This is a genomic window from Phytoactinopolyspora mesophila (assembly GCF_010122465.1).
In the GTDB taxonomy this organism is placed as follows: Bacteria; Actinomycetota; Actinomycetes; order Jiangellales; family Jiangellaceae; genus Phytoactinopolyspora; species Phytoactinopolyspora mesophila.
In genome coordinates, this window is sequence record NZ_WLZY01000013.1 from 56,849 (window position 1) to 81,646 (window position 24,798).

A 24,798-nucleotide genomic window follows, 5' to 3' on the forward strand; every position below is an offset into this window, starting at 1 on the left:
ACTCTAAAATCAGTTCGTTTCCGGTCCCGGCACGTTCTCCACTGGTGCAGGCGGCAGCTCCACCTCCGTCCACTGCTCGTCCGGCCAACCGATACGTATGTGGGCACGCTCGGAATCCAGCACGATCGTGGGCTCCCGCTGGAGGGCCGATCCGTCTCCCGGTTCCGGCTCGCCCCAGAGCCCGACGACGACGCTGCGCCACTGTCCGGGCAGCACCGGCCCGGCCACCCACGGTGTCGCGCTGTGTGTACCGAGCGGGCTAGCGTCGTCGTCGGTGTGCACCCCTGCCTCGTCGAACCCGTCGCCAGCCGAGATCACCGACTCGAGGGACGCGCGGCGGACCCGTGCGCCTGGCCGGGCCGGCGGCTCATCCGCCACGCTCTGGACCGATATCTGGTCGGCCAGCGCCCAGCCGCCGATGCGCAGCCTCTGCGCCAGGCTCACGGCTCCAGGCTGGTCCGGCAGCGAGTCGACACGGACGCATCGCACTTCCCAGGACCCGCGCAAGATCGACACGACGGTGATCGCCGCGGCATCCCTGGTCTCTCCCGGGCGACCGGATCCATGGTCGCGCTGCTCATGGTCGGCACTCACCCAACGGGCTCGGGCGACCGACGCGCCGACGGCAGCGCGCTGAGCGCCATCTCCGACGACACCGATCCGCAGCGTGTGCATGCCGGCCCGGTGCGTCGCCCGTCCGTCGACGTCGAGCAGCGCGACGCTCTGGTCCACGGGATTTCCCCAGGCGCGAGTCGACAGCAGCGGGGCGGTGGCTGTCGAATACCCGAGCCGGGCGTACAGCGGAGAATCCCCGACTTGCGCCCCCTCGACGGCATGGTCGGTGCCGTGGTTGATCACCCGCACAGTTCCGTCCCGCTTTGTACCGCTGAGCAGCCAACCGGGCGCGTGGACGACCGAGACGCCGTCGGCCCGCTCCACCGGGAGGGGCTCTTCGGCTGCCGTCCACACCGGGTGTTCAGCCGGCAGAGCCAGCCCGAGCATCCCCTTCGTGGCCCAGTAGGGCGACGACGGTCCGGAATAGCTCTGAGCAAGGTGCCGCCACTCGCCGTGCCACCCCAGCGTCAGCAGATCTCTGCCGTCCGGCGCACCGTTCTCCGCGAAGTGCGCGACAATCCCCGAGGCGGCCCGGCGCAGCTGACCTGGCTTCCCGACACCAGCGAACGCGCCGAGCCACAGCGGCGCCGCGGCGGCGAACCGGTACACGAGGCTGCGCCCCTGGATCAGCGGCGACCCATCGGCACCGACCAGGCGGAGATAGTCCTGCAGAAATCGCTCGAGCCGGGCACGGTCCACGTCCTGCCTGCTCGCGGCCAGATCCAGCACGCCCGGCCCGCCCGAGTCGCCCGTCGCGCCGCGCATCCTGGACCACAGCACCGGATACAGGTGCATGGCCCAGCCGACGTAGTGGTCGAAGGACCGCTCGTCACCGTCGGCATACCAGCCGTCCTCGCGGTAGAACGACTCGTGGGTCGCCAGATCGTCCTCGATGTCCGACGCCGACCAGGGTCCGCCGACCGACCTGAGGAAGGTCTCCACCACAATCCGGAACCACACCCAGTTGCAGCGCGGATATCCCGAATCTCCGACCACCGAGCCGAGGTAGTCGACCACCCGCTCCTGGACACTCGACGACAGCCGATCCCAGATCCACGGCCGGGTCAGGTCGAGGATCAGCGCGATCGAGGCGGCCTCCACCTTCGCCTGAGCGTGTTCCTCCGGACGCACCCAGCGTTCCGGCGACGACGGATCGACTCCCGCCGCGATCCCGTCCGCATACCACTCGGCGAGACCAGGGAGGCGTTCTGGATCACGCCCGTGTTCACCAGCCAGCCGGAACCCGGCGAGAAGGAACGTCCGGGCGAAACCTTCCAGCCCGTCGACGTCGGAGCCATAGCCACCCGCGGCACCGGGAAGGGTGATGCGGGCATGACCGGCGGAGGCGTACGGGCGCACGCCGAGCAACATCCGGTCCGCCAGTGCCGCCCAGGTTTCCCGGGTCCAACCGGTGATCGGCGACGATGTCATGGCATCGCTCCTCATGCGCTGACCTCCAGTTCGTCAGCCGTGACAGCCGCACGCGGCGGTTGTCCCGTCACATAGCGCTCCAACTCGTCGAGCGCGCTCTCGCTCATCCGCTGTGTCTCGGAGCCGAGAGAGCCGGCGATGTGCGGCGTGATCATGACGTTCGGCAGCTCGTAGAGCACAGAGTCACCAGGCAACGGCTCTGGATCGGTGACGTCCAGGATCGCGTCGATCCGACGGAAAGCGCATTCCTTGACTAGCGCGTCAGTGTCGATGACGGCACCACGCGCGGTATTGATGACCGTCGCGCCGTCGCGCAGCAGCGCAAGCTCCGCGGCACCGATCAAATGCCGGGTGGAAGGCAGCGCCGGAACGTGCAGGGTCAGGATGTCGCAGGCACGCAGGAGTTCAGGAAGCTCCACGAGGCGAGCACCGGCGTCGGCCACCGCCGCCTTGTCCGCATGCGGATCCGCCACCAAGATTTCGACGTCGAGAGTCCGCAGCCGCTCGACCACTCGCTGACCCACTCGGGAGAAGCCGACCACACCCACCACGCGCCCGCGGTTGGACAACTCGCCACGCCGGTCGACGAACGACCAGTCGGCCCGGTACTTACGTGCATCCTGACCGAGGAACGGCGCCTTCTTCCCGGCGAAGACCACGGCAGCGAAGGTGAACTCGGCCACCGGCACCGCATTCTCTTCCGCCGCGTTCGTGACGAGAATCTGGCGCCTCCATACTTCCTCGCTGACGAACGGGCGCACGGTGCCGGCGCAATGGAAGATGGCCCGCAACGCGGGAGCGCCGGCAAGGCGATCAGCCGTCAGCTCCGGACATCCCCACGAGGTGATCAGGACTTCGACTTCCCGTAACCGCCGAAGCACCGAGGGCGAATCCAAATGATCAGCATGCAAAGGCTCCCCCACCTCGGCCAATAAGCGCAGCCGCCGAAGCTGAGACTCGCTGAACTGCATGGCGAAGCTGCGCTGGTCCATCAAGAGCAACGCATGCGGCCGTGGTCGGCTTCTCAACAGTGGGGCCTCCTCGTCGATGATGCTGTTCCGACTCGTTAAGACGTGATCGGCATCGATCATTTCTGTTCGTTCGAACGTGTTGGAACAGTAAACTCGGTGGACATCTTCTCGTCAAGACCTTGAAACAATCAATTGCGATCAGCGATGATCGGGCTAGCACTTCCACTCCGGTCAGGATGGTTATGTCTCACACACAGCTCCACACCCCGGGTCCACTGCTGGCCGCGTGGGGTTCAGCCGCCACGGTCGACGCGGTGGAGCGGCAACTGCTGCCTCCACCGGACGCGCTGCCCACTCTGGACTTGGGCGGGGCGGACTGGCACCGTTCTGCCGCGAGCACCCTCAGCATGCTCAGCGCTGAAGCCGAAGCCGAACGTGGCACACCGTGGCCGCAACCACTTGCCAGCCACTACGCGCGCTACTTCCGCGACGGTGTCCGGACGGCACACGAGGACCGGGTCTTCGCGCGGCAGCATCGGCTCACACGTGCGGTAGTCATGGCCGCCGTGACCGGCGAGGATGCTTGGGTGGACGAGGCCGCCGACGGCGTAGTCCTGCTGTGTGAGCAGAGCTCGTGGTGCTGGGCGGCACACGACCATTCGCCCCGCAAGAACGGCACCGTCCTGCCTGATCCCGACGACCCTCATCTCGACCTCGGTGCAGGTGAGGTTGCCGCGCAGCTGGCCTGGGCCGACCACACCCTGGGCACGGCCTTCGACCACCACGTGCCCGGGCTGCGGGCGCGGATCCGCCGAGAGGTCGAACAACGGGTGCTGGCGCCGTTCCTGCAACGTGACGACTGGCACTGGCTCGGCTGGGACGGCAACGTACACAACTGGTGTCCGTGGATCTGCGGCAACGTGCTCGTTGCCGGCTTGCGCCTCATAGACGACGAACACCGCCGGGCGCGCGTCGTCGTACGAGCACTCGAGGGCGTGGACCGCTATCTCGCCGCCTTACCCACCGACGGTTCGGTAGACGAGGGATACGAATACTGGTGGAACGGCGCCTGCCGAGCGCTAGAGGCTCTAGATGTTCTCGCCTACGCCACTTCCGGGGCACTCGACGCAACGCGAGTACCGACGGTGCGCGAGACCATCGCGTTTCCGCATCGCATGCATCTGGGCGGCGAGTGGTACCTCAACCTCGCCGATGCGCGCGCCCGGCCACCGGGCAACCAGCCTTGGCACGTCCTGCACCGGTGGGCGCTCCGGATCGGCAACGAGGAGGCCGCGCGGCACGCAGCGTCGCATCGCGTGCCCGGGCCGGCGGCATATGCCGAGTACGGGCTTGGACGGCTGCTCGGCGCGTTGACCGATGCCGACTGGCTGGATGCCGAACCGGCGTCGCCGCCCCTGGTAGCCAGCGTGTGGCTGCCCGGCACCCAGGTCAGCCTGGCCCGCGAGACGGCCGGCAGCCCGCGCGGGCTCACCCTCGCTGTCAAAGGTGGCCACAACGACGAAAACCACAACCACAACGACGTCGGCTCGGTGGTCGTCGCGGTCGACGGCGTGCCAGTTCTGATCGACGCCGGAAGGCCCACCTACACCGCCCAGACATTCAGCCCGGACCGCTACTCGATCTGGACCATGCAAAGTAGCTGGCACAACGTGCCTGAGGTCCGCGGAACACCTCAATCTCAAGGCCGTGCGTTCCATGCGCGGGACATGACACGGGTTGACGACGGCCGGCTCGACCAGGTGCGCCTCGATCTCAGCGCCGCCTACCCCGCAACAGGGCTCGAGCGCTGGTGGCGGACAGCGACCCTCGACCGCCACAGCCAGCGGGTGACCATCGAGGACGCCTGGACCTTCGCGGGGGGCGAGATGTCCCGGACATCTCCGGTGGGCGCCGCGGAGGGGCAGGCGCCGACCGTCGTGCATTATCTGCTGGCTGGTGACGTCGAGACGCCCGCGCCTGGGCGACTCGTCATCCGTCCCCTCGGGGGAGCCCGCACTATCCTCCTCACCTGGGATCCCGCCCACGCGACAAGCCATGTGAGCACCGCCGAACTGCACGATCCGATGCTCACGGGGGTATGGGGAAAGCGCGTGAGAAGACTCGAGCTGCGCGTCCCAGACGACGTACAGGGCACACTCGTGATCACGGCGGAGGTACGCGCATGACGTCATCCGAGCCGACGGTGCTCCTACCGGACGAGCGCCGTGAGCACGTCCTCGAGGTACTGCATCGACATGGGACGGTCCGGGTGAACGACCTCGCCCAGATCCTGGGTGTCACGCCCATCACGGTTCGCCGCGATATCGCGATGCTGGCTGAGCAAGGCCTGCTCCGGCGCATTCACGGTGGCGCCACGGTTCCCGACGCCGGGCCCGACACAACCTCGCGTGCCCACGCGCAGAACTCCGGCGTCGCGGCGGGTGAGCCGCCGCCCGACCAATCCGGCGGGACGTCGGCACAGCTCACCTTCGGCATGGTGGTGCCGTCGCTCGATTACTACTGGCCGGACGTGATCCGCGGCGTCCGTGAAGCGGCGGCAGCCGCGCATGCGCGGGTCGTTCTACGCGGAGCGACATACGAGGCGGCCGACGAACGCCACCAACTCGATCGCCTGGTGGAGGCGGTCGGCGTGGACGGCCTCCTCGTCGCGCCGACCACCACCGGCCCGGAAGGACAGGAACTCGTGCGGTGGCTGGAGTCCACCACTACCCCCGTGGTGCTGGTGGAGCGCTCAGCTGTGGTCGGGCCGTACAACGAGCCAATGGAGTCCGTGGTCAGCGACCACACCCTCGGAGCCGAGGTGGCCGTCAGGCACCTGGCCGGCCTGGGGCATCGCCGGATAGGGCTGGCTGCGTCCGTGGGTAGCCCCACTGCACCACACGTGCGGCGTGGCTGGCGCAAGGCGACCGAAGAACTCGGACTCTCGAGCGATGCCACACCCGACCTGCACACCGCGGATCACCGGGATGCCGGCTGGCCGGCCACCGTCGACCAGATCATCGACGCCTGCCTGGCGAGCGGCACCACCGCGTTGCTCGTGCACTCCGATCCAGAGGCGATCTCCATCGTCGAACGGTGCCAGGAACGCGGTATCAAGGTTCCCGGCGACCTCTCCGTCGTCGCTTACGACGACCAAGTCGCTGGCCTGTCCGATCCGCCGCTCACCGCGGTGCGCCCACATCGAGAAGCCATCGGCCACGCGGCGATCGCCCTGCTGATGGCCAGGTTGCGGGACCCTGCCGCGGACCGGCCGCTCCACCGCGTGGTGATCGGCCCCCAGCTCGTGGTGCGTGAGTCCACCGCCGCCCCGGTTATGGACTGAGCAGCCCGAAACTATGGCACTTCAATACCGCCAGGTGGCAAAACCGCGCTCTCAAGCCGGTTCTAGCCACCTGGCGGTATTGAAGTCGTGATCGCCAGCCGGCCGTACTTGATGTCAGTCTCCGGCTAATACCTGCTTCAGCGCGTGCGTACCCATCGCGGCCATACGTGGGTTGTCGTCGGAGTGTGCGGCCAACGCCGTACCCAGGCAGAGCGCCCAGGCGTGCGCCCGCTTCCAGGTGTGGTCGTCGACGCCGGAAAGCCGATCCACATGCGCCCGGAAGTCAGCGCGGGCGTCGGCTTCGAAGACCATCCAGGCGACCGCCAGATCTGTCGCCGGATCGCCGCTCGTGAGGTCGCCGAAGTCGATGACGGCGGCTAGCCGCGCGGACCCGTTGCCATCACCGGTGTCAATCACGATGTTGGCCGCGTGGAGGTCCCCGTGCACCCACAGAGCCGGACCGGCCCAGGGTGCGGTCGCGCTGAGCTCCTTCCAGAGCCGCCGCAGCTCCTCGGCGCGCGGGACGGCGCCACTGTCCAGGCGCTTCTCCACCGCGTCCGCGCGGACGCTGAGCGGGACGCCCCGCACGGGGTTGGCGGGCACGGACGCCGGTGCCGGAACATGGAGCTCCGCGAGGAAGCTCGCCAAGTCCGCGGCGATCGGGGCCCGCTCCGACGGTGGCATGTCCGCCGCCGCCTGCCCTTCGAACCACGGCCCGATCGTCCAGTGCCAGGGATAACCTTCGCCGGGTACACCAATGCGCACCGGGCCCGGTATACCCACGCTGACCCGGTCAGCCAGCTCTGGCAGCCAACGTTGTTCCTTCGCCACCAGGTCGGCGGCGATCTGGCGCCGTGGCAATCGCACGCTGAGATCGCTACCCAGCCGGAACAGCACGTTGTCCCAGCCGTGTGCGACGAGAGTCAGCGGGCCGGCGAGATCCGGGTGCTGCGATCGGACTAACCGCTCGACGAGTTCCGCGTCGACATCGACCTCGGCCGCGGGGGTGTCCATCCGCCGATCTTTTCACGACCACAACCTCCCACGACCACAAACGCGCCCCCACCTCGGTGATCGTCAGGGTGTTGTGGTCGCGATTCGGTGATCGTCAGTGGGCTGTGGTCACGATCTCGCAACCACAACACCCTGACGATCACCGGGCAAATGGGGGTCCTCACAACTTTCTCACGGGGCGATGAGTGGAGGGGTGGTTTCACCGTCGGCGAAGTGTAAGCGGAGTGCGGCCACCAATTCCTCGGCCCGCACTCGGGCACCGTCGCCCGCCGGGTCTACCGTGAGGACGTGCCCCAGATAGGCGTCGTTGTCTCGCGGACGACGCGCGGTGGCGGGGGTCGGGAGAGCCCAACGATGCACCCGCGGGTCAGCATCCAGCCGCTCCACCCCCGAAACGTGGCTGACCACGCCGTCCCTCGGCGACATCACGAAGAACACGGCCGCGCTCCCCGGCAACCCCGTCGTCGCGCCTTCGACGCTCCCGGCCATGCGCTGCCCGCCGTCACCAGCCGCGACGCGATCCAGCGATGCGGCGTTCACCCGCGAGTCCAGTGCCGGCATCTGGCCGAGCGCCAGGTCCACCAGCATCTCCAGCGGATGAATCCCCGTGACCAGGTGAACCAGGTCGAAGATGTATCCCCCGCCTTGCCGGGGATTGATCTCGACGATACGTGGGCCGTCGGCAGTGATCATCACCTCGATATGGCTGAGACCGTGGGTGAAACCGATAGCGTCCAGCGCGTCCACGGCGAACGTCTCGACCTGCCGGGCGATATCGGGACTCAGCCGTGCCGGGAACATGTGTCCTGACTCCACACACGCCGGTGGCGCCGTCAGACTCTTGTCAGTGATACCGATGATGGTGGTCAGTCCCTTGAACGTCAGCGCCTCGACGCTGACTTCTTCACCCTCGAGCCGCTCTTCCATGAGCAGCAGACGCCGCAACGGCTGGCCACGCGTATTGCGCTCGGCACTGTTGACACCCCAGAAGGCGTCCTTCAGCCCGGCCTCGTCGCAGATCCGCTCCACGGCCGTCCCGGCGTTCAGGTCCACCGGTTTGGCGATCAGGGGAGTCCCGATCCGGGCGGCGGCCGCGCGGGCATCATGCCAGTCGGCCGCGACCGCGAAGGCAGGGTTGGGCAACCCGGCCCCGTCCAGAGCGGCCCGCACTAGGTGCTTCTGGGTCGCGAGTCGCATCACGTCCGGAGGAGCGCCGGGCAGCTCGAGCAGTCTGGCCAGCGTCGCGACCGTGGCGAGGTAATAGTCGCAGGTGGTCAGTACGCCGTCGATGCGCCGCTTGCCGGCCAGTGCGCTGGCGGCCGCACAGGTGGCGTCGTCGTCATTGGTGTCGACGACGACGATCTCGCGGGCATCGCGGATCACCGGATGCGGCTCACCGGGAGAAATCGGCGGATAGAGCGCCGGATCCTTGGTGAACAAGATGTATTCATGCCCGAGTCTGCGGATGATCGGTGGCAGGCACAGACCGGTCGAATGCAGCCAGCTCTCGACCATGAGCAGCGTTGCCATGTCAGTGTTCCATTCCGTTGCGAGGGCCTGGGACCGCTGCCGTCCCGGTGACCCGGGCCAGGATCGCCGAGTTGATGACCTCGCCGCTCGGGTGGATGACATCCAAGACTTCGAAGCCGTCGATCGCTTGCGGATCTACCTCTGGATACAGCAGCGTGCGCAAGCCACGGGCGCTGCGGATGAGCAACACCGCGCCGGGCGACATGGACACCGAGATACGACGCAGCACAGCGGCCTTCTCAGCCGGGCTCGAACCGACCAAGGCGGCGAGGATGACGACGTCGTATCTCGAAAGGTCCGCCGCCGCGACGTCCGCGGCATGAACGCGGAGGTTGTCGAGCCTCAACCGAGCGGCCAGCCGGCGCGAAGTATCCACTGCTCCTGGATTGTGATCTAGGTTGTCAATCGTGATGCCGAGCTCCTGAGCCAGGACCAGCGAGCTCAGCGGCAGCGGACCCGACCCGGCGAAGGCCATCGAGCGAATCGGGCGCTGCACAGCCTTGGTGACAGCGTCGAGTTCCATCCGGCACAACAACTGGTAGTTCTCCAGATACGGGAACCGGGCCAGCTCGGCATGTGGATCCTCACCGGCCGCGATGGTGTCGGCCCAAAAGGTCTCTAGTTCGAACTCGCCGCGGGCGCACAACTCTCGCAACCGTGGTGTAAGACCGCGCACGACCGGATCACCGAGGATGTCGGCCGCCTGCTCATCCGGCGTGGAGATAACCAAACGCACCAGACGGCTGAACAACTCGTCCACGCGTGGACCGGGCCGCAGGTCTGGGTGGCTGTCGAGTTCGCGGTAGATGTCACAGATAGTTGTGGCGGCGCATCCCGCGGCAGGCGGAGCCGCGACGGCCGGAAGCAGGGTCACTTGCTCGACCCACCTCTCAATTCGCAGTGTCCGTCAGCGCTGGCCGAACCGGTTTGACCTCGCGGCAGACCGGGACACATCGGATACTTGAGGACGTTTGTGATTATGAGATTCATGTTCATTGTCGATCATGTTTTCACAATGAGGGGGGAGCGCGCTGCCAGAAACACCGAAATCCACAGACAAGATCAATTAGGTGGCCGCCCGACCTTCCTCACCGGCCGGATTCACCTCTCCCAGGGTCGAGACGAGGTCCGTGGCGGCGTCCACCTGCGCTTCGATCAGAGCCGCGTAAATGGGGCTACGTTGCACGAGTTCGTCATGAGTGCCGATGTCTACAACGCTGCCCTGGTCAAGAAGTACGATCCGGTCGGCTGCCAGGATCGTCGACAGGCGGTGCGCGATGACCACCGTGGTACGCCCGGTGCGCACGGCATCCAGCGCCGCGCGAACCTCGCGCTCGCTGAGCACGTCGAGCTGGCTCACCGACTCGTCGAGCACAAGAACCGGGGCGTCGCGAAGCACCGCGCGAGCCAGTGCGAGGCGCTGCCGCTCCCCACCGGACAGTGCCGCACCACGTTCGCCGACGACGGTGTCCAGTCCGGCCGGGAGCGAAGCGACGAGCTCGTCGATACGGGCCGTCCGCAACACGTCCCAAAGAGCCTCGTCGTCGACCGGCCGCCCATCCAGCGAACCGAGCAGCAAGTTCGCCCGAATCGTGTCGTGGAAGAGGAACACGTCCTGCGGAACGGGAGCGATCACCCGACTGAGCTCGCCCGGCGCCAGCTCGCGCAGGTCCACGCCGCCGACGCTGACCACACCGTGGTCGGGGTCGTGATACCGCGAGAGCAACGCCGCACAGGTGGATTTGCCGGCACCGGAGTGCCCGACCAACGCAACCGTCTCGCCCGGCTCGACCCGGAACGTCACCTGCTCGATCGCCGGGTGGTCGGTATCCGGCCAGCCGAAGGTGACGTTGTCGAACTCGATCGCGGGCACCGTGTCCTCAGGCAGTGTCCTGGTACCACTCCGATCGACCGGGCTGGGCTCCTCCAAGAGGTCGAAGACCCGCTCCGCCGCCGCAGCCGTGAGCCCCCAATGCCTGGTGACGGCGAGGAGTTGAAGCGCCGGCATGACACTCTGGCCGGCCAGCACCACCACGACGGGAAAGAGCGTGCGATCCAGCGTGCCGTCGGCCACCTGCTGGGCCGCAACCGCCGCGGCGACGATCACACCGATACCGGCGATCGATCCGGTCAGCGCCGACTCCAAGCCGGTCCGGACGCCATGCCGCTGCTGACGAGCGACCAGCCGGCCTCCAAGGGCCGCCAGCGCCGCACTGCGCCGCGTCCTCAACCCGAAGGCCAAGATCTCCCGCAGACCTTGCACATCTTCGATGACCTGGGTGTGGACGTCAGCGGTGGCGGCCCGCACCCGCGCCCCGGAAGCCTGATTCAGTCGCCGCAACACCAGCGGCAGGGCCAGCGCGAGAAGCAGGACAAGGGCAGTCACGGCGGCGGCCTGCCAGCTGAACACGGCAAGAGCCATCAGCACCACCGGCGACACGATGGCGGTGGTGAAGATGTAGATGGACGTGTGCGCGTAGAAGACCTCAAGCGCCTCCGCATCGGCCATAGCCACCGAGGCCAGCTCGCCGGTCCGGCGCCGGGCGAGCCCACCCGGAGCGATCCGGGCCGTGGCCCGATACAGCCAGCCGCGAACCTCGGCCAGAATGCGGAATGCCAGCTCGTGGCTGATCCAGCTCTCCAGCCAGGCGGCCAGCGCCTTGCCGAGCACCAGGACACCGAGGATGATCAGCAGCCACACCAGGTCTGCCGCCGCGGTTCCGGTCAGTGACAACGCGACCGCGTAGGCACCAACGGTGACGGCGGCAATGCCGAACACGTGATTGAGCGACGCCCACGTGAGGCTGGACAAGAACGGCCGGCGATAGACCCACAACACGGCGAATAGTCCACGGATGCCGCGCTCGACCCGCTTCGCCTCGTACAGTCGGCCAGGCTTCCAATCCGGAGCTGTCACGAGCCCACCACACCCTCCGCCTGCGCATGGACCAGATCCCGCCATGCTCCGCGAGCACGCATCAACTCAGCCGGCGCGCCGGACTCGGCGATCCGGCCGGCTTCGAGTACCACGACGACGTCGGCGTCGGCCACGGTGGACAGGCGGTGAGCGACGACGACGGTGGTGCGGCCGTGCCGCAATTCCTGGAGCGCCGCTGCGACAGCGGCCTCGTTCTCGCCGTCGAGGCTGGACGTCGCTTCGTCGAGCACCAGGATCGGAGCGTCACGCAGCAGAGCTCTGGCGATGGCGACGCGTTGGCGTTCGCCGCCGGACAACCGGGCCCCGCGCTCGCCGACCTGGGTGTCCAGGCCTTCCGGCAGGCGCTCGACGACGTCGTCGAGCCGGGCCGCGCGGATCACCTGCATGAGCTCGGCATCGGTAACGTCCGCCTTGGCCAGGCGGATGTTCTCGCTGATGCTGCCGTGGAACAGCACGACGTCCTGGGACACGACGCCGATCAGGGAACGCAGTTGGTCCAGCGGGAGCGCACGCAGGTCGGTGCCGTCGATGCGGATCGAGCCCGATTTGGGGTCGAAGACCCGCTGGAGCAATTGCACGACGGTGGACTTCCCGGCACCGGACCGCCCCACCAGCGCGAGTGTGGAGCCGGCCGCCAGCTCGACGCTCATGCGGTCAAGCGCCAGCCGGTCAGACTCGGGGTAGGAGAACGTGACGTCCTCGAGAGTGATCGACGGCGGGCTGGCGATGTCCCGGGGACGCACGTCAGGCGCGTCCTTGACGTCGGGCTGTGCCTCGAGCAACGCGTAGATGCCGTTGGCGGCGGCCATTCCGTAGAAACCCTCGTGCCAGTAGTTCTGTAGGTCACTCAGCGGCCGGAAGCACTCGGCGGACAGGAACAGCACGAGTAGTACTGCGGTCGCGTCCAGCGCCCCCGTCGCATGCCGCAATGCCGCGATGACCACCGCTATTCCGGTGCCGAGGCCCATTGCCGCGCTGGTCACCGTGTAGACGCCGAGCGACGCGCCCAAACTCCGGGTGGTAGCCAGCCGGAGCCGTTCGGCCTCTTCGGCCAGGGCCTCGCCGTGCCGGCGGGCCGCGCCCAGCGCCACCAGGGTGGTCATACCTTGCAGGGCGTCGGTGGTCTTGGCTGAGTACTCGGCGTACATACCCCAGTGCGCCTGGCCGCGCACACCCAGGAGCTTGCGCCACATCTGCCGGGCGAAGGGCACCACGATCACGCCGACTACCACCACCAGCGCCACCCAGGGGTCGAGCGTCACCAGGAAGGCGACCAGCGCACCCGGCACCACCAGGGCGATCACGGCTTGCGGCAGGTAGAAGCCTACGTAAGCCTGGATCGCTTCGACGCCGTCGACGAGCGTGGCCTGCACATCACCAACCCGGCGGCGAACCAGATGCCCCGGCCCGAGGTCGAATACGCGCTCGACGAGGCGGGCACGGACACGAACCTTGACCCGGGCGGCCGTCCAAGTGGCGCATTGGTCGCGAGCCCATAGCAGGACGAGCCGCAAGACGGTCATGATCGCGGCGAGCGCCAACGGGCCGTAGACCCCGGACACACCCGACGAGCCGTCGGCGAAGATGCGGCGGACCACGTCCACAAGGGCGAAGCCGGCTGCCACAGCAGCACCGGACGCGGCAATGCCGAAGAACACCGTCAATGCGAGTGGAAGCTTCGCATAGCTCACAAAGCGCGCCAACTGGCGCTGGACCATCATGCTCGCTTGCTCCGATTCACAGCGCTTGAGCCTAGATGAGCCAGAGAATGATTATCAACTCACCGCCCCAAGTCCCGACCAACGCGACCGTACCCTCCCCCGCCTTCCCGGTGATTGGGCGGGCCGGAGGGCGGATCCAGCGGAACGAAGGGGTTGCGTCGCCTATCAATTTAGGCAAGCCTAGTCTTCATGAAGTTAGGCATGCCTAACTTGCACGGATATGGCTATGAATGGAAGGAATATGCCCAGTGACTCAGTCCGAGGGCGTGACGCTGGCCGAACACGATAGGCCGCGCACATCTACCGAAGGTCACGGATCGCAGGACCCCGCCGCCACGGAGTACACCTCGCGGGATGCCGGCGCGGACGGTGGCTCCCCCCTTCTCACGACAACCCTGCCGCGCCGGCGCGAATCGAGTGCACGTTCCTATCCCCAGCGACTACCCATCACGTTGGCCTGGGGCCGCGGCGCCGTGGTCGGCGACACGCGGGGCGGAGAGTACATCGACTGCCTCGCCGGTGCCGGTGCGCTGGCGCTCGGACATCATCACCCGGCTGTCGACGACGCCATCCGGGCCACCCTGGACAGTGGGGCCCCGTTGTCGACACTGGACCTTTCCACGCCCGTCAGGGATCAGTTCGTCGAGCAACTCTTTTCCATCCTTCCCAGCTCATTGTCCAGTGGCCGTATCCTGTTCTGCGGCCCCAGCGGCGCCGACGCAGTCGAGGCCTCGATCAAGCTGGCCCGCACCTGCACCGGGCGCACCGGAGTCATCGCCTTCGGAGGCGGCTACCACGGCATGACCCAGGGCACGCTCGCCCTGACCGGGCGTCGGTCGGCGAAGGAGCCGCTCGGCGCGCTTCTCCCAGAGGTTCATCACCTGCCGTTCCCCACCGAATACCGCTCGCCCTTCGGCCCAAGCGCAAACGCTGACATCGCGGGCCGGCTCGTGACGTGGGCACTGACCGACGACCACAGCGGCATCGCCGCGCCTGCGGCGGTGATCGCCGAACCCGTCCAGGGCGAGGGCGGGGTCTATCCGATGCCGGCTCCATTCGCCGCCACACTGCGCGCGTCGACCCGTTCAGCCGGTGCTGTACTCGTGGCCGACGAAGTCCAGACCGGGCTCGGCCGTACAGGCTCGCTGTGGGCCAGCGACCCGATCGGCCTGGACCCCGACGTTCTCGTGTTGTCCAAGGCGATCGGCGGCGGGCTGCCACTGGCCGTCATCGTCCACCGCGGTGAGCTCGACGCCTGGCAGCCCGGCGCGCATGCGGGCACATTCCGCGGTTCGGCGCTGTCTATGGCCGCCGGCGCGGCGACAATCCGCGAGGTCGTGCGGGGCGGTCTCGCGGATCGCGCCCGCGAACTCGGCCAACGCCTCTCGGACGGCTTACGTGCCGTCGCCGGCGACGACGCCCGGGCCGGAGACATTCGCGGGCCCGGCCTGATGGTCGGCGTGGAATTGGTGGACCCGGCCGCGGCCGACGCCGACGGAGTTCCCGCTCCAGACGGACGCCTCGCGCAGGCCGTACAGCGCGCGATGATGAATCGCGGGGTGATCGTCGAGGTAGGCGGAACCGACGACGCCGTCGTCCGGTTCCTCCCTCCACTGATCATCGACGAGGAACAGATCGACCAGGTCGTCGATGCTTTCGGTGCGGCGCTGCGGGCGGTGCCGGCAGCACTGCCGCACCACAACTCGAAGGCTCCGTCGTGAACTCTCAATTCTTCGACGGCACGGCCGAATCCGTTGCGGTGCTGCGGGACGCTGTCGCCTCGGTACTCGACATGCTGGCGTCGAACAGCCCTCACCAGCCCTTTCCCGCACGCACGCCCGCCGAGTTGCGCGCGGCGATCGAGGCGTTCGATCCGCTGCCGGCTCGTGGGGTGCCCTTCACCGACGTCATCAAAGAGGCCGGCGAAACCGTCGTGGCCAGCGGCGCCCGTGTGGTGGACCCTCGGTGCGCCGCTCACCTGCACGCACCGACGCTGATGAGCTCGGCGGCCACCGAACTCGCGATCGGAGTCACCAACCAGTCGATGGACTCCTTCGACCAAGCGCCGGCGGCCACGTATGCCGAGGACCATCTGGTCCGCACTATTGCCGGCGTACTCGGTCTGCCGGAACAGGCCAGCGGTGTGATCACGTCAGGCGGAACGGCCTCGAACCTGCTGGGGCTGCTGCTGGCCCGGGATCGGGCCGCGGGCGGGGCCAACGTCACCGGCCTCCCGCCAGCTGCGGCGGGATGGCGGGTCCTCGCGTCACAGGCCGCGCACACGAGCGTCCGGCAGGCATGCGCCGTGCTCGGGCTGGGACGTGATGCCGTCGTTCCAGTCGATACCGACGGCTCCGGCCGCATCCGCCTCGAGGCCCTGGACGAGACCCTCCGGGCCGCCGAGCGACACGGCCATCAACCGATCGCCATCGTCGGAACAGCCGGCACGACAGACACCGGAGCCATCGACCCGCTCGACGCGCTCGCCCAGCGCGCGGCACAGTGCGGTGCCTGGTTTCACGTCGACGCCGCCGTCGGCGCCGGACTCGCACTCAGCCACCGGCTGGCACCGATGCTGCGCGGCATCGAGAAGGCCGATTCAGTCACCGCTGACCTGCACAAGCTGTGGTGGCAGCCGATCGGGGCGAGCATGCTGCTGGTCCGCGATGCCGGCTCGACGCACGGACTCCGGGAACCGGCCGATTATCTCAACCGGGCCGAGGACAACGACGTGCTCAACCTGGTCGATCGCTCACTCGACACATCCCGCCGCTTCGATGCCCTGAAGATGCTCGTGTCGCTTCGCGCGACCGGCCGCGACCGGCTGGCCGGATTCGTCGAGCATCTGGTCGATCTCGCGGCCGAGGCGGGCCGGCTGATACATGCCCACCCCGAGCTAGAGCTCGTTGTTCCTCCACAGAGCATCACCGTGCTGTTCCGCTGTCACCCGGCCGTGACCACGACGGACGACGACCTCGACGCGCTCAATACCGACGTGCAGCGCACGCTCCTCGGCGAGGGGCGAGCCGTCGTCGGCCGTACCAGGCTGCGCGGGCGCGTCGCCCTCAAACTCACCCTGGTCAATCCGACGGCCACCGCCGAGGACATCGCTGAGCTGCTCGATCTAATCAGCGCCACCGGGCGACGCCGCACCGCGAACTGCCCGTCACCGCGCCCCCGTCCCGGCCCACACTCCAGTTCGCCTCCCGAACCCGATCCCCCGAGCCGCGTTGATCATCACCAAAAGACACCCTTCGGACCGGTTGAGCGGAGCTATCGCCCATGATCAACACGGATAAGGGCGACGCCGCCAAGCAGGCTGCCGATGACGCCGGTGTGCGTGCGCTGCTCACCTGTTGGGTCCGCGAGACGACGAACTGGTCGCTCGAACCCCGCGCCCGGTTCCCGGAGCTGGCCGCGACACCCGCCGCACCCGTCCTGGTCGTTCCACTTCCGCACTGGAACGCACGGCTCGTCGCCGGTGTGACCCGGCAATCCCGGACTTTCCGGCATGAGCTCCGCTCACCTGTCCACGTCGTCGTCGGTGACCTGCCGCCGCGACCGATCAGGATCGAGACGCTGGCGGCGCTGCTCACCGACGAACTCGGGCCGGGCCCGAACGGCTCCTTGCTCAGCCGTATCCTCGACAGCACGTCAGCCGTCGCCGCTCACCTGCGGGCACGTGCCACCGAGATAGACCGGCTGTGGAGCCCGGAACCGCTCAGCTTCGGCGAATCCGAACAGGCCCTGCTGCTCGGACACATGGCGCACCCGACCCCGAAGAGCCGCGGCGAGATGACCAGTTGCCAGCGCCTCGCGTACTCGCCGGAGACAGCCGGCCGATTCTCTCTTCGATGGCTGGCCGTAGAGCCTGATCTCGTCCGGCACGCCAGCGCGGTCGAGACGCCGGCACCGGAGCTCGCCGAGCACCTGCTTCGCAAGGACCCCGCGACCGACCTCGTCGCGCTCGATGCGATGCTCGACGCCGTCGGACCACGGATCCTCATACCGGCGCATCCCTTCGAGGCCGACCACCTCGCCGACGATCCGGCGACGGCACGGCTGTTCGGCAACGGCAGCGTCGTCGATCTCGGCGAACTCGGCTCGCCGTACCTGCCGACCACGTCGGTGCGCACCGTCTACCGGCGTGAAGCGCCCTGGCAGCTGAAATTCTCGCTGCACGTGCGTGTCACCAACTCGATGCGAGTGACGCTGCCCAAGGAGCTGGACCGGGCGGTGGAGGCGGCCACCCTGGCGCTGACTGACGTGGGCCGCCAGGTCAGGGCCGTGGCACCTCGATTCACCCTGCTTCAGGATCCCGCCTACCTGACGGTCGCCGACGACGCCCAGCTCAGCAACGGCTTCTCGGTGCTGCTGCGGGAGAATCGCTGGCAGCCCGGAGCAGCGTGCGACGTCAGCGCGCTCACAACACTGTGCCAAGACCATCCATACGGCGGACGGAGCCGGCTCGCGGCGATCGTCGCCGCCATCGCGCGGCGAGAACATCGCAGCGAGACCGACGTCGCCCGCGAGTGGTTCGCCCGCTTCTGCGACGTCGTCGTCCGTTCCCTCATCCGGCTGTACCTCGACGTCGGGCTGTGTTTCGAGGCCCACCAGCAGAACACTCTCGTCGAACTCGACAGCGGATGGCCCGTCCACGGTGTCTACCGCGACAGCCAGGGCTATTTCCATCGCGAGGCGGCCCACGCCGATCTGACGCAGGTGATCCCGCGCCTCGGCGAAGCCACCGAGTCGATCTTCCCGGAGGCGCTGGCCGACGAGCGGCTCGTCTACTACCTGTTCGTCAACCTGACCCTCGGCGTCGTCAATGCTCTCGGCACAACCGTGGACGAAGACGTGCTGCTGCGCGACGTGAGGCGATTGCTGAACGACGAACGCTCTCCCGGCGGCCGGTACCCGGCGTCCCTGCTGGACCGGTTGCTCGACGACGAGCGGTGGCCCTGCAAGGCCAATCTGCTCACGCGGGCACATGACATGGACGAACTCGTGGGCGACATCGCGTCGCAATCCGTCTACGTCACACTGCCGAATCCGCTCCGGGAGGACCAGTGATGCAAGGGGAGACGCGACGGAATCTCGGCCAGGGCTCGGCTCCGGGCATCGGCGAGCGAGGCACGAGCGAGTCCGCGGGCGGGGCCGAGATTCCGTCGCGTCTCCCCTTGCCACAGGTGGGGCCGGTACGCCCACACAGCTGGTCGGTGGTGCTGCCCGGGTCCACGGTGCGGATCGGTGTCGCCCCCGTCGAGGTGGACCGGCACGCCGAGCTGATCCACGACTGGATGAACCGGCCACATGTCGTACCCTGGTGGCAGCTCGACCGTCCACTCGACGACGTGCGCGCGTATCTGCGCGGCCTGACCCACCTCCAGCCCTGGCTAGTGGCCGCGGACGGAGTCCCGTTCGGGTATGTCGAGACGTACCGCGCCACCGAGGATCCGCTGTCCTCGCACTATCGGGCCCGACCCACCGACGTGGGCTGGCATCTTCTCGTCGGGCCCCAAGAATTCATCGGCACCGGGACACCCCGGCTACTCGGGCGGGCCATGCTCGCCTACCTCCTGGGAGTCCACGACGACGCGCGCAGCGACGGGCACCGTCATCGGGGTGACCGGGTGGTGTGCGAGCCCGACATCCGCAACACCCGCATGCACGCGTACTGCCGCAAGCTCGGCTTCCGCTCGATCGGAGAAGCCGAGCTGCCGGACAAGAAGGCGCTGCTGATGGCCTGCGAACGCACGGACTTCACCCGCGCCTGGCCCGGCGACGCACGCCCCCGCACCGGAGACGCGCACCGCGCAGGCCCGGTCAGCTCGCCTGGAGGCACACCATGACCACGTTCGATGTCGTCGGGGTCGGCCTGGGGCCGTTCAACCTCGGGCTCGCCGCGCTGCTCGATCCGGTCGGCGACCTCAACGCCGCCTTCTTCGAGGCCGAGACCAGCTTCGCGTGGCATCCAGGGCTGATGCTGCCGGGTACCACCCTTCAGGTGCCGTTCATGGCCGATCTGGTGACCCTGGCCGACCCCACCAATCGGTACTCGTTCCTCAACTATCTGCACGAACACAACCGGCTCTACCGTTTCTACTTCTACGAGCGCTTCCACGTGCCCCGCCGGGAATACGACGCCTACGCGCGCTGGGTCGCGGGGTCGCTGCCGTCGTGCCGCTTCGGTCAGCGCGTCGAATCCGTCGAACCCGGCGACGACGGCACCTGGACCGTCCATCTCCGAACACTCGCGCCTGGCGTAGAGCAGCTATCTGCGGTCAAGGCGCGGGCGGTGGTGTTCGGAGTGGGGAGCCGGCCGTCGGTGCCGGAGATCGCCCGCGAGCATCTGGGCGACGGCATCTTCCACGCCGCGGAGTATCTGGCGCTGCGGGAGAAGGCGGTCAACGCGGATGCGGTCACCGTGGTCGGATCCGGGCAGAGCGCCGGCGAGATCGTCGCCGACCTACTGGAGGCCGGGCTACCGACCGGGCAGCATCTGGACTGGTTCACCCGGAGCTCCGGCTTCCTGCCGATGGAATACTCCAAGCTCGGGCTCGAGCATTTCTCACCCGACTACATCGACCACTTCCACGGCCTGCGGCCCGCCACCCGCGACCGGCTGCGTTCCGGCCAGGACCTGCTCTACAAAGGTCTATCCGCCGAAACCAGCGAACGTATATACGACCTGCTGTACGAAGCGACGATCGACCGCGACGATCCACCCGTCACCTACGCGGCGCGTTGCGAGCTGGAAGGGATCGAGCCGTCGCCGGTTCCTGGCCGGCGCTGGCGCCTGACGTGGCGACATCGCGACGATGGGAGCGTCTTCGCCCGGGACACCGACGTCGTCGTGCTCGCAACGGGCTACGAGCCGGCCCCGCTACCGCTGGCCGCCGATATGATCGCCCGCGACGAGCTGGGGCGACCGGTGGTCACGGCCGACTACCGGCTCCGCGTAATGGAGGACCGTCCCGGCAACCACACCGGCCGGGTTTCGACCCTTTTCGTCCAGAACGCGGAACTGCATACCCACGGCGTCGGCGCACCCGATCTGGGGCTCGGAGCCCACCGCAACTCGGTGATCGTCAACGCCGTCGCCGGCCGCGACATCTACCCCGTCCGCAGCCGAACCGTCTTCCAGCGCTTCGGCGCCCCGGTCTGATCCCCGGCGATGGGCCCCGAACGACCGTCGCATAACGTCCCAACAGTCCAAGATCACAGAACCGCGGAGAACATGGATACCCCGACCATCGACGCACTCCGGCTTCAGCCCTGGACCCGGGCCAACCGCGAGCTTCTCGCCAAGGCACTGACCGAGTTCATGTACGAGGAGATCATCGACCCGGACGTCATCAGCCATGAGAAGCTGGTCTACGAACTGCCTGGCGGCACCCTGACCGCCCGCGCCAAGCAGCGCTCGATGGGATGGTGGCGAGTCGATCCGGAGTCGCTGTCCTGGAGATCCGCGGGCACGAATCAACGAGGCGAAGACGCCGCAGCCGACGATCTTCCCGACACCGCGCAGGTGCTCGCCCAGATCCTGACCGCCCAGGGGGTCAAGCCGGCCACCACCGCGGGCCTGGTTTCCGAACTCATGTCCACCCTGTTGTCCGACACCTGGCAAGTGGGCCGCGGCCGTCCTTCTGCCGAGCTCACCGGACTCGAACCAGTCCTGGTCGAGGGCGAGCTGCGCGGACATCCGTGGATCGTCGCCAGCAAAGGGCGGATCGGCTTCGATGCCGTCGACTTCCTCTCCTACGCCCCGGAGGCCGGATCCGATCTCCGGCTGTTGTGGCTGGCGGCCGACCCGTCGATCGCGGCTACTCGCTCCATCCCCGAGATCGGCCACCATCAGGTCGTCCTGGAGCAGGTCGGCGCCTCCGAGTTCAAGCGGATGCGGGCGCTGGCGCAACTGGCCGGGCTCGACCCCGACACGTGTGTTTACGTGCCAGTCCATCCATGGCAATGGACCAACCGGATCCTGCCGCTCCACGCCGGAGAGCTGGCCCGCGGCACCCTCATCCCGCTCGGAGAGGGACTGGCGCGTTACCGCCCGCAACTGGCCATTCGCACACTCACCGACCTGGACCACCCGGAGCGTCGTTACCTCAAGCTCCCGGTCTCGGTCCTGAACACCTCGGTGTACCGGGGGCTGCCGAGGGAACGCACACTCGCCGCCCCGGCGCTGACCGAGTGGCTCACCGGGATCGCAAGATCAGACGCCTTCCTCCAGGAGACCGGCGTCGTGTTCCTGGGCGAGGTCGCCTCGGTCAGCATCGCCCATCCGGCCTACGAGGCGATCCCCGGTGTTCCCTACCAGCACACCGAAATGCTCGGCGCGATCTGGCGCGAATCGGTTCAGCCGCATCTGCGCCCTGGTGAGCAGGCGGTCTCCCTCGCCGCTCTCCTGCACGTCGATCCCGAAGGTGTGCCGTTCACCGGTTCGCTGATCAAACAGAGCGGTTTGGACGCCGCCGAGTGGTTCCAGCGTTTACACGGCGCCGTTCTGCCGCCTCTTCTGCACATGCTCTACAAGTACGGCACGATGTTCTCTCCGCACGGGCAGAACTGCATGATCGCGCATCACGACGGTGTTCCCACCCGCCTGGTGGTGAAAGACTTCGTCGACGACGTCGCGATCTGCTCACGGGAGCTGCCGGAACTACGCGACATGGATCCGCAGGTGCGCACCGCACTGGCCGACGTCACACTGGCCCCGGAGACGCTGATCAAGTACCTGCAGAACGGTCTGTTGATTTGTGTCTACCGGTATCTGGCCGAAATCGGCGCGGACATGCTGGGGGTGCCGGAGGCAACGTTCTGGAGCCTGGCCCGTCAGGAGCTCGTGGACTACCAGGAACGGTTCGAGGGCGAGTTGTCCGAGCGGTTCACCATGTTCGATCTGGAGACACCCACGTTCCCGAAACTGTGTCTGAACCGGCTGCGGCTCTTCGAGCGCGGATACGCCGACGATCCCGAGCGTCCGGTCATCACGGCCGTCGGCGTCGTCAGCAACCCCCTCGCCCCGCCCCGGTGATCGACAGTGGGGTGTGGCTGTCATACGACGACCACACCCCACTGTCGATCACCTCATAGCGACCACACCGCACTGTCGATCACCGAGGGGCGGCAGCCCGGCTTACGCGTCGGCCGATTCCCGAGGCGCGCCGCCGCGGGTGCGACGGTGTGCGTACAGCAACGCAGCACCACCAAGCACGATGCCGGCCGCGCCGGTGCCGATCCCGGCGACGTTCGCCGCGCTCATCTCGGAATCACTCCCGGACGCGTCGCCGTTCACATCACCATCGTGCACGCCAGCGCTGTGGTCGGCTCCGGCACCGTGATCAGCACCGTGGCCGCCGGAAACGGACTCGGCCACCTCGACCAGGGGCGCCGGGTACTCGAGTTCGTGCGGGTCCTGGCCCTCGTCCGCGGTCTCCACCCAGGCGGACTCGCCTTCCTCACAGGTCTGGACGACCGGGAAGGCAAGAACTTCACCGGACTCGTCCGGCATCCGTACCGACAGCTCGAACGTGTCCCGCAAATCGTTGGGCAGCGGTTCGTGCGCGGTATAGACGACGTGTGTCACCGGTTCGCCGTCGGCCGGCGAACCGTCGGCCGCGAGCTGTTCCACTTCCCAGTTCGGATTGACCGTGGGTGTCACGGCCATGATCTGCTCGGGAATCTCGATGGCGACCTCGGTGGTGCCCGACCCAGAGCAACCGTGTGGCACCGACGCGGTCAGCACGGCGTACGAGCCGGCCTCGGCGGTGTCCGGGCTGATGGTGACGTGGGCGGTGGCGAGCGCCGGGAGGCCGAGGCAGAGTGCCGCTGCACCGGCAAAGGCGCCCGACGTGCGGGCAAGGCGGTTGGAAAGCATCTTTTGGCTCCAGCTGGTTCGTGAGAAGAATGCGATGACGTCGGAGCTGCCCGCCATCCCACAAGAGCGACGCGCAGCGTTCAGGTGAACACCGGCGGAGCCCGCCCGTTGAGGCCGCTCAGACACGGTTCGAGGCTCGACGGCCGGATCGGCTCACGCGCATCGACGAAAGCCGGAGACCGGTCCTCCGGAACCAGCATGCTGACCCGCGGCACTCGCGGCAGCCGAGCAAGCTCACACAGAGCCCAGATCAGCCGCTCGCCGTGCGCCAGCAGGGTACTCACCGCCACGGCGGCCAAAGCGTGTGACGCGACCATCTCGGTGGTCCAGCCGAACGACGCCGGCTCGACATGATGCCCGCCTGCGCCGACGAACAGGTGCATGGCGATCTGCGAGACGACGACCACAGCGAGGATGCCGCCGAACGAGCGGCGAGTGTCGGCGGCGGAAATACATATCACCGACAGGGCGAGTCCACCGATGAGCAGGCCCGGCGACACATGCACCGACCCCCCAGCCGACGCGTGCGCGGTCATCGACATCACCAGGCAGAAGACGGCAAGAGTCGAGCCGCGCGCGATACGCAGCATTCCCCGCCCGGGACTGGTCACGGCCGCGAATCCTAGCAACCCGGCTGACGGTATCCCCGTCCGGCCCGCCGCTCGGCGGGATGCCCGCCGTAGGGTGGAAGGGTGGTCAACCTGACGAAGATCTACACCCGTACCGGCGACGACGGCACCACCGGGCTCGGCGATTTCAGCCGAACCAGCAAAACCGATCCACGGCTCGTGGCGTATGCCGACGTCAACGAGGCCAACGCCACCATCGGCGTGGTCATCGCGGCCGAACGCGGCGGCACCGGCGGCGGCGACCTCGGTCCGGACGCGCTGGCCTCACTCACCCGTATTCAGAACGACATGTTCGACGTGGGTGCGGACCTGTGTATGCCGCTCAAACCGAGCTACGAATATCCACCCCTGCGAGTGCAGGAGGAGTGGATCGACGAACTCGAGGCGGACTGCGACACGTTCAACGCAGACCTGCCGAAACTGCGCTCGTTCATCCTTCCTGGCGGCACTCTCACCGCGGCGCATCTGCACGTCGCCACCACCACCGTGCGCCGCGCGGAACGGTCGGCATGGCAGGCACTGGAGATGTATGGCGACAGGGACGACGACGGCGTGAACCCGTTGACGGCCAAGTACCTTAACCGGCTGTCCGACCTGCTGTTCATCATGGCGCGCTATGCGAACCGGGAGGCCGGCGACGTGCTGTGGCAGCCGGGCGGCGGCCGCGCCGCGCCCGAGTAACGCGATACGCACGCCCGTTGCGTCCTGCAAAGCGTGGCC

The 24,798-nt window shown here is 67.8% G+C and carries 18 protein-coding genes; 9 read left to right on the forward strand and 9 right to left on the reverse strand.

All coding sequences use genetic code 11. The annotated features are described in order from the left end of the window. Positions 1–9 precede the first annotated feature (9 nt). Together F7O44_RS26415 and F7O44_RS26420 are read right to left on the reverse strand one after the other, a co-directional pair. On the reverse strand, positions 10–2,046 hold the full coding sequence (locus tag F7O44_RS26415; RefSeq protein ID WP_222851721.1) for a DUF2264 domain-containing protein: 2,037 nt from the start codon (positions 2,044–2,046) through the stop codon (positions 10–12). A gap of 11 nt (positions 2,047–2,057) precedes the next feature. Continuing rightward, complete coding sequence (locus tag F7O44_RS26420) at positions 2,058–3,038, reverse strand: NAD(P)-dependent oxidoreductase (RefSeq protein WP_162453406.1); 981 nt, start codon at positions 3,036–3,038, stop codon at positions 2,058–2,060. A gap of 221 nt (positions 3,039–3,259) precedes the next feature. Here F7O44_RS26420 and F7O44_RS26425 point away from each other — a divergent pair, with 221 nt between their 5' ends. After that, positions 3,260–5,203 carry a heparinase II/III family protein gene (locus tag F7O44_RS26425; protein ID WP_162453328.1) on the forward strand — a complete coding sequence of 648 codons (1,944 nt, stop codon included), beginning with the start codon at positions 3,260–3,262 and terminating at the stop codon, positions 5,201–5,203. Next, on the forward strand, positions 5,200–6,360 hold the full coding sequence (locus F7O44_RS26430; protein ID WP_162453329.1) for a substrate-binding domain-containing protein: 1,161 nt from the start codon (positions 5,200–5,202) through the stop codon (positions 6,358–6,360). Before F7O44_RS26425 ends, F7O44_RS26430 begins: the two co-directional genes overlap by 4 nt. Before the next feature lie 114 nt (positions 6,361–6,474). On the opposite strand, the gene F7O44_RS26435 is transcribed toward F7O44_RS26430, so the two are convergent. The 5 genes from F7O44_RS26435 to F7O44_RS26455 form a co-directional block, all read right to left on the reverse strand. After that, on the reverse strand, positions 6,475–7,374 hold the full coding sequence (locus F7O44_RS26435) for an aminoglycoside phosphotransferase family protein (RefSeq protein WP_162453330.1): 900 nt from the start codon (positions 7,372–7,374) through the stop codon (positions 6,475–6,477). 171 nt (positions 7,375–7,545) lie between these two features. After that, entirely contained in the window at positions 7,546–8,904 is a 1,359-nt protein-coding gene (locus F7O44_RS26440) for an ATP-grasp domain-containing protein (protein ID WP_162453331.1), read from the reverse strand. Between the two features lies 1 nt (position 8,905). Next, positions 8,906–9,778, reverse strand: coding sequence for a nicotianamine synthase family protein (locus F7O44_RS26445; protein ID WP_162453332.1), 873 nt, complete (start codon positions 9,776–9,778; stop codon positions 8,906–8,908). A 192-nt stretch (positions 9,779–9,970) separates the two neighbouring features. Continuing rightward, the gene (locus F7O44_RS26450) at positions 9,971–11,821 is read right to left on the reverse strand and encodes an ABC transporter ATP-binding protein (RefSeq protein WP_222851723.1); all 1,851 of its coding nucleotides are present in this window, start codon (positions 11,819–11,821) and stop codon (positions 9,971–9,973) included. After that, positions 11,818–13,533: an ABC transporter ATP-binding protein/permease gene (locus F7O44_RS26455; protein WP_222851724.1), complete on the reverse strand. Its 1,716-nt coding sequence runs from the start codon at positions 13,531–13,533 to the stop codon at positions 11,818–11,820. The genes F7O44_RS26450 and F7O44_RS26455 overlap by 4 nt, the downstream gene beginning before the upstream one ends. A 278-nt stretch (positions 13,534–13,811) precedes the next feature. Between F7O44_RS26455 and F7O44_RS26460 the strand changes: the two genes are divergently transcribed. The 6 genes from F7O44_RS26460 to F7O44_RS26485 all read left to right on the forward strand — a co-directional run bounded on the left by F7O44_RS26460 (position 13,812) and on the right by F7O44_RS26485 (position 22,606). Further along, positions 13,812–15,284, forward strand: a complete 1,473-nt coding sequence (locus tag F7O44_RS26460) for a diaminobutyrate--2-oxoglutarate transaminase family protein (RefSeq protein ID WP_162453335.1) — start codon at positions 13,812–13,814, stop codon at positions 15,282–15,284. Further along, positions 15,281–16,849, forward strand: coding sequence for a pyridoxal-dependent decarboxylase (locus tag F7O44_RS26465; protein WP_162453336.1), 1,569 nt, complete (start codon positions 15,281–15,283; stop codon positions 16,847–16,849). The genes F7O44_RS26460 and F7O44_RS26465 overlap by 4 nt, the downstream gene beginning before the upstream one ends. Continuing rightward, entirely contained in the window at positions 16,846–18,636 is a 1,791-nt protein-coding gene (locus F7O44_RS26470) for an IucA/IucC family protein (protein ID WP_162453337.1), read from the forward strand. The genes F7O44_RS26465 and F7O44_RS26470 overlap by 4 nt, the downstream gene beginning before the upstream one ends. Beyond that, positions 18,636–19,415: a GNAT family N-acetyltransferase gene (locus F7O44_RS26475; protein ID WP_162453338.1), complete on the forward strand. Its 780-nt coding sequence runs from the start codon at positions 18,636–18,638 to the stop codon at positions 19,413–19,415. Before F7O44_RS26470 ends, F7O44_RS26475 begins: the two co-directional genes overlap by 1 nt. Next, on the forward strand, positions 19,412–20,731 hold the full coding sequence (locus tag F7O44_RS26480) for a lysine N(6)-hydroxylase/L-ornithine N(5)-oxygenase family protein (RefSeq protein ID WP_162453339.1): 1,320 nt from the start codon (positions 19,412–19,414) through the stop codon (positions 20,729–20,731). The genes F7O44_RS26475 and F7O44_RS26480 overlap by 4 nt, the downstream gene beginning before the upstream one ends. Positions 20,732–20,803: 72 nt before the next feature. Continuing rightward, positions 20,804–22,606, forward strand: coding sequence for an IucA/IucC family protein (locus tag F7O44_RS26485; protein WP_162453340.1), 1,803 nt, complete (start codon positions 20,804–20,806; stop codon positions 22,604–22,606). A 102-nt stretch (positions 22,607–22,708) separates the two neighbouring features. Here F7O44_RS26485 and F7O44_RS26490 read toward each other — a convergent pair whose 3' ends face one another. Then, complete coding sequence (locus tag F7O44_RS26490; protein ID WP_162453341.1) at positions 22,709–23,449, reverse strand: YcnI family copper-binding membrane protein; 741 nt, start codon at positions 23,447–23,449, stop codon at positions 22,709–22,711. Between the two features lie 80 nt (positions 23,450–23,529). Continuing rightward, complete coding sequence (locus F7O44_RS26495; RefSeq protein ID WP_162453342.1) at positions 23,530–24,060, reverse strand: hypothetical protein; 531 nt, start codon at positions 24,058–24,060, stop codon at positions 23,530–23,532. An 81-nt stretch (positions 24,061–24,141) separates the two neighbouring features. Here F7O44_RS26495 and F7O44_RS26500 point away from each other — a divergent pair, with 81 nt between their 5' ends. Beyond that, positions 24,142–24,759 (forward strand): cob(I)yrinic acid a,c-diamide adenosyltransferase, encoded by a 618-nt coding sequence (locus tag F7O44_RS26500; RefSeq protein WP_162453343.1) that lies wholly within the window; start codon positions 24,142–24,144, stop codon positions 24,757–24,759. Positions 24,760–24,798: the final 39 nt, after the last annotated feature.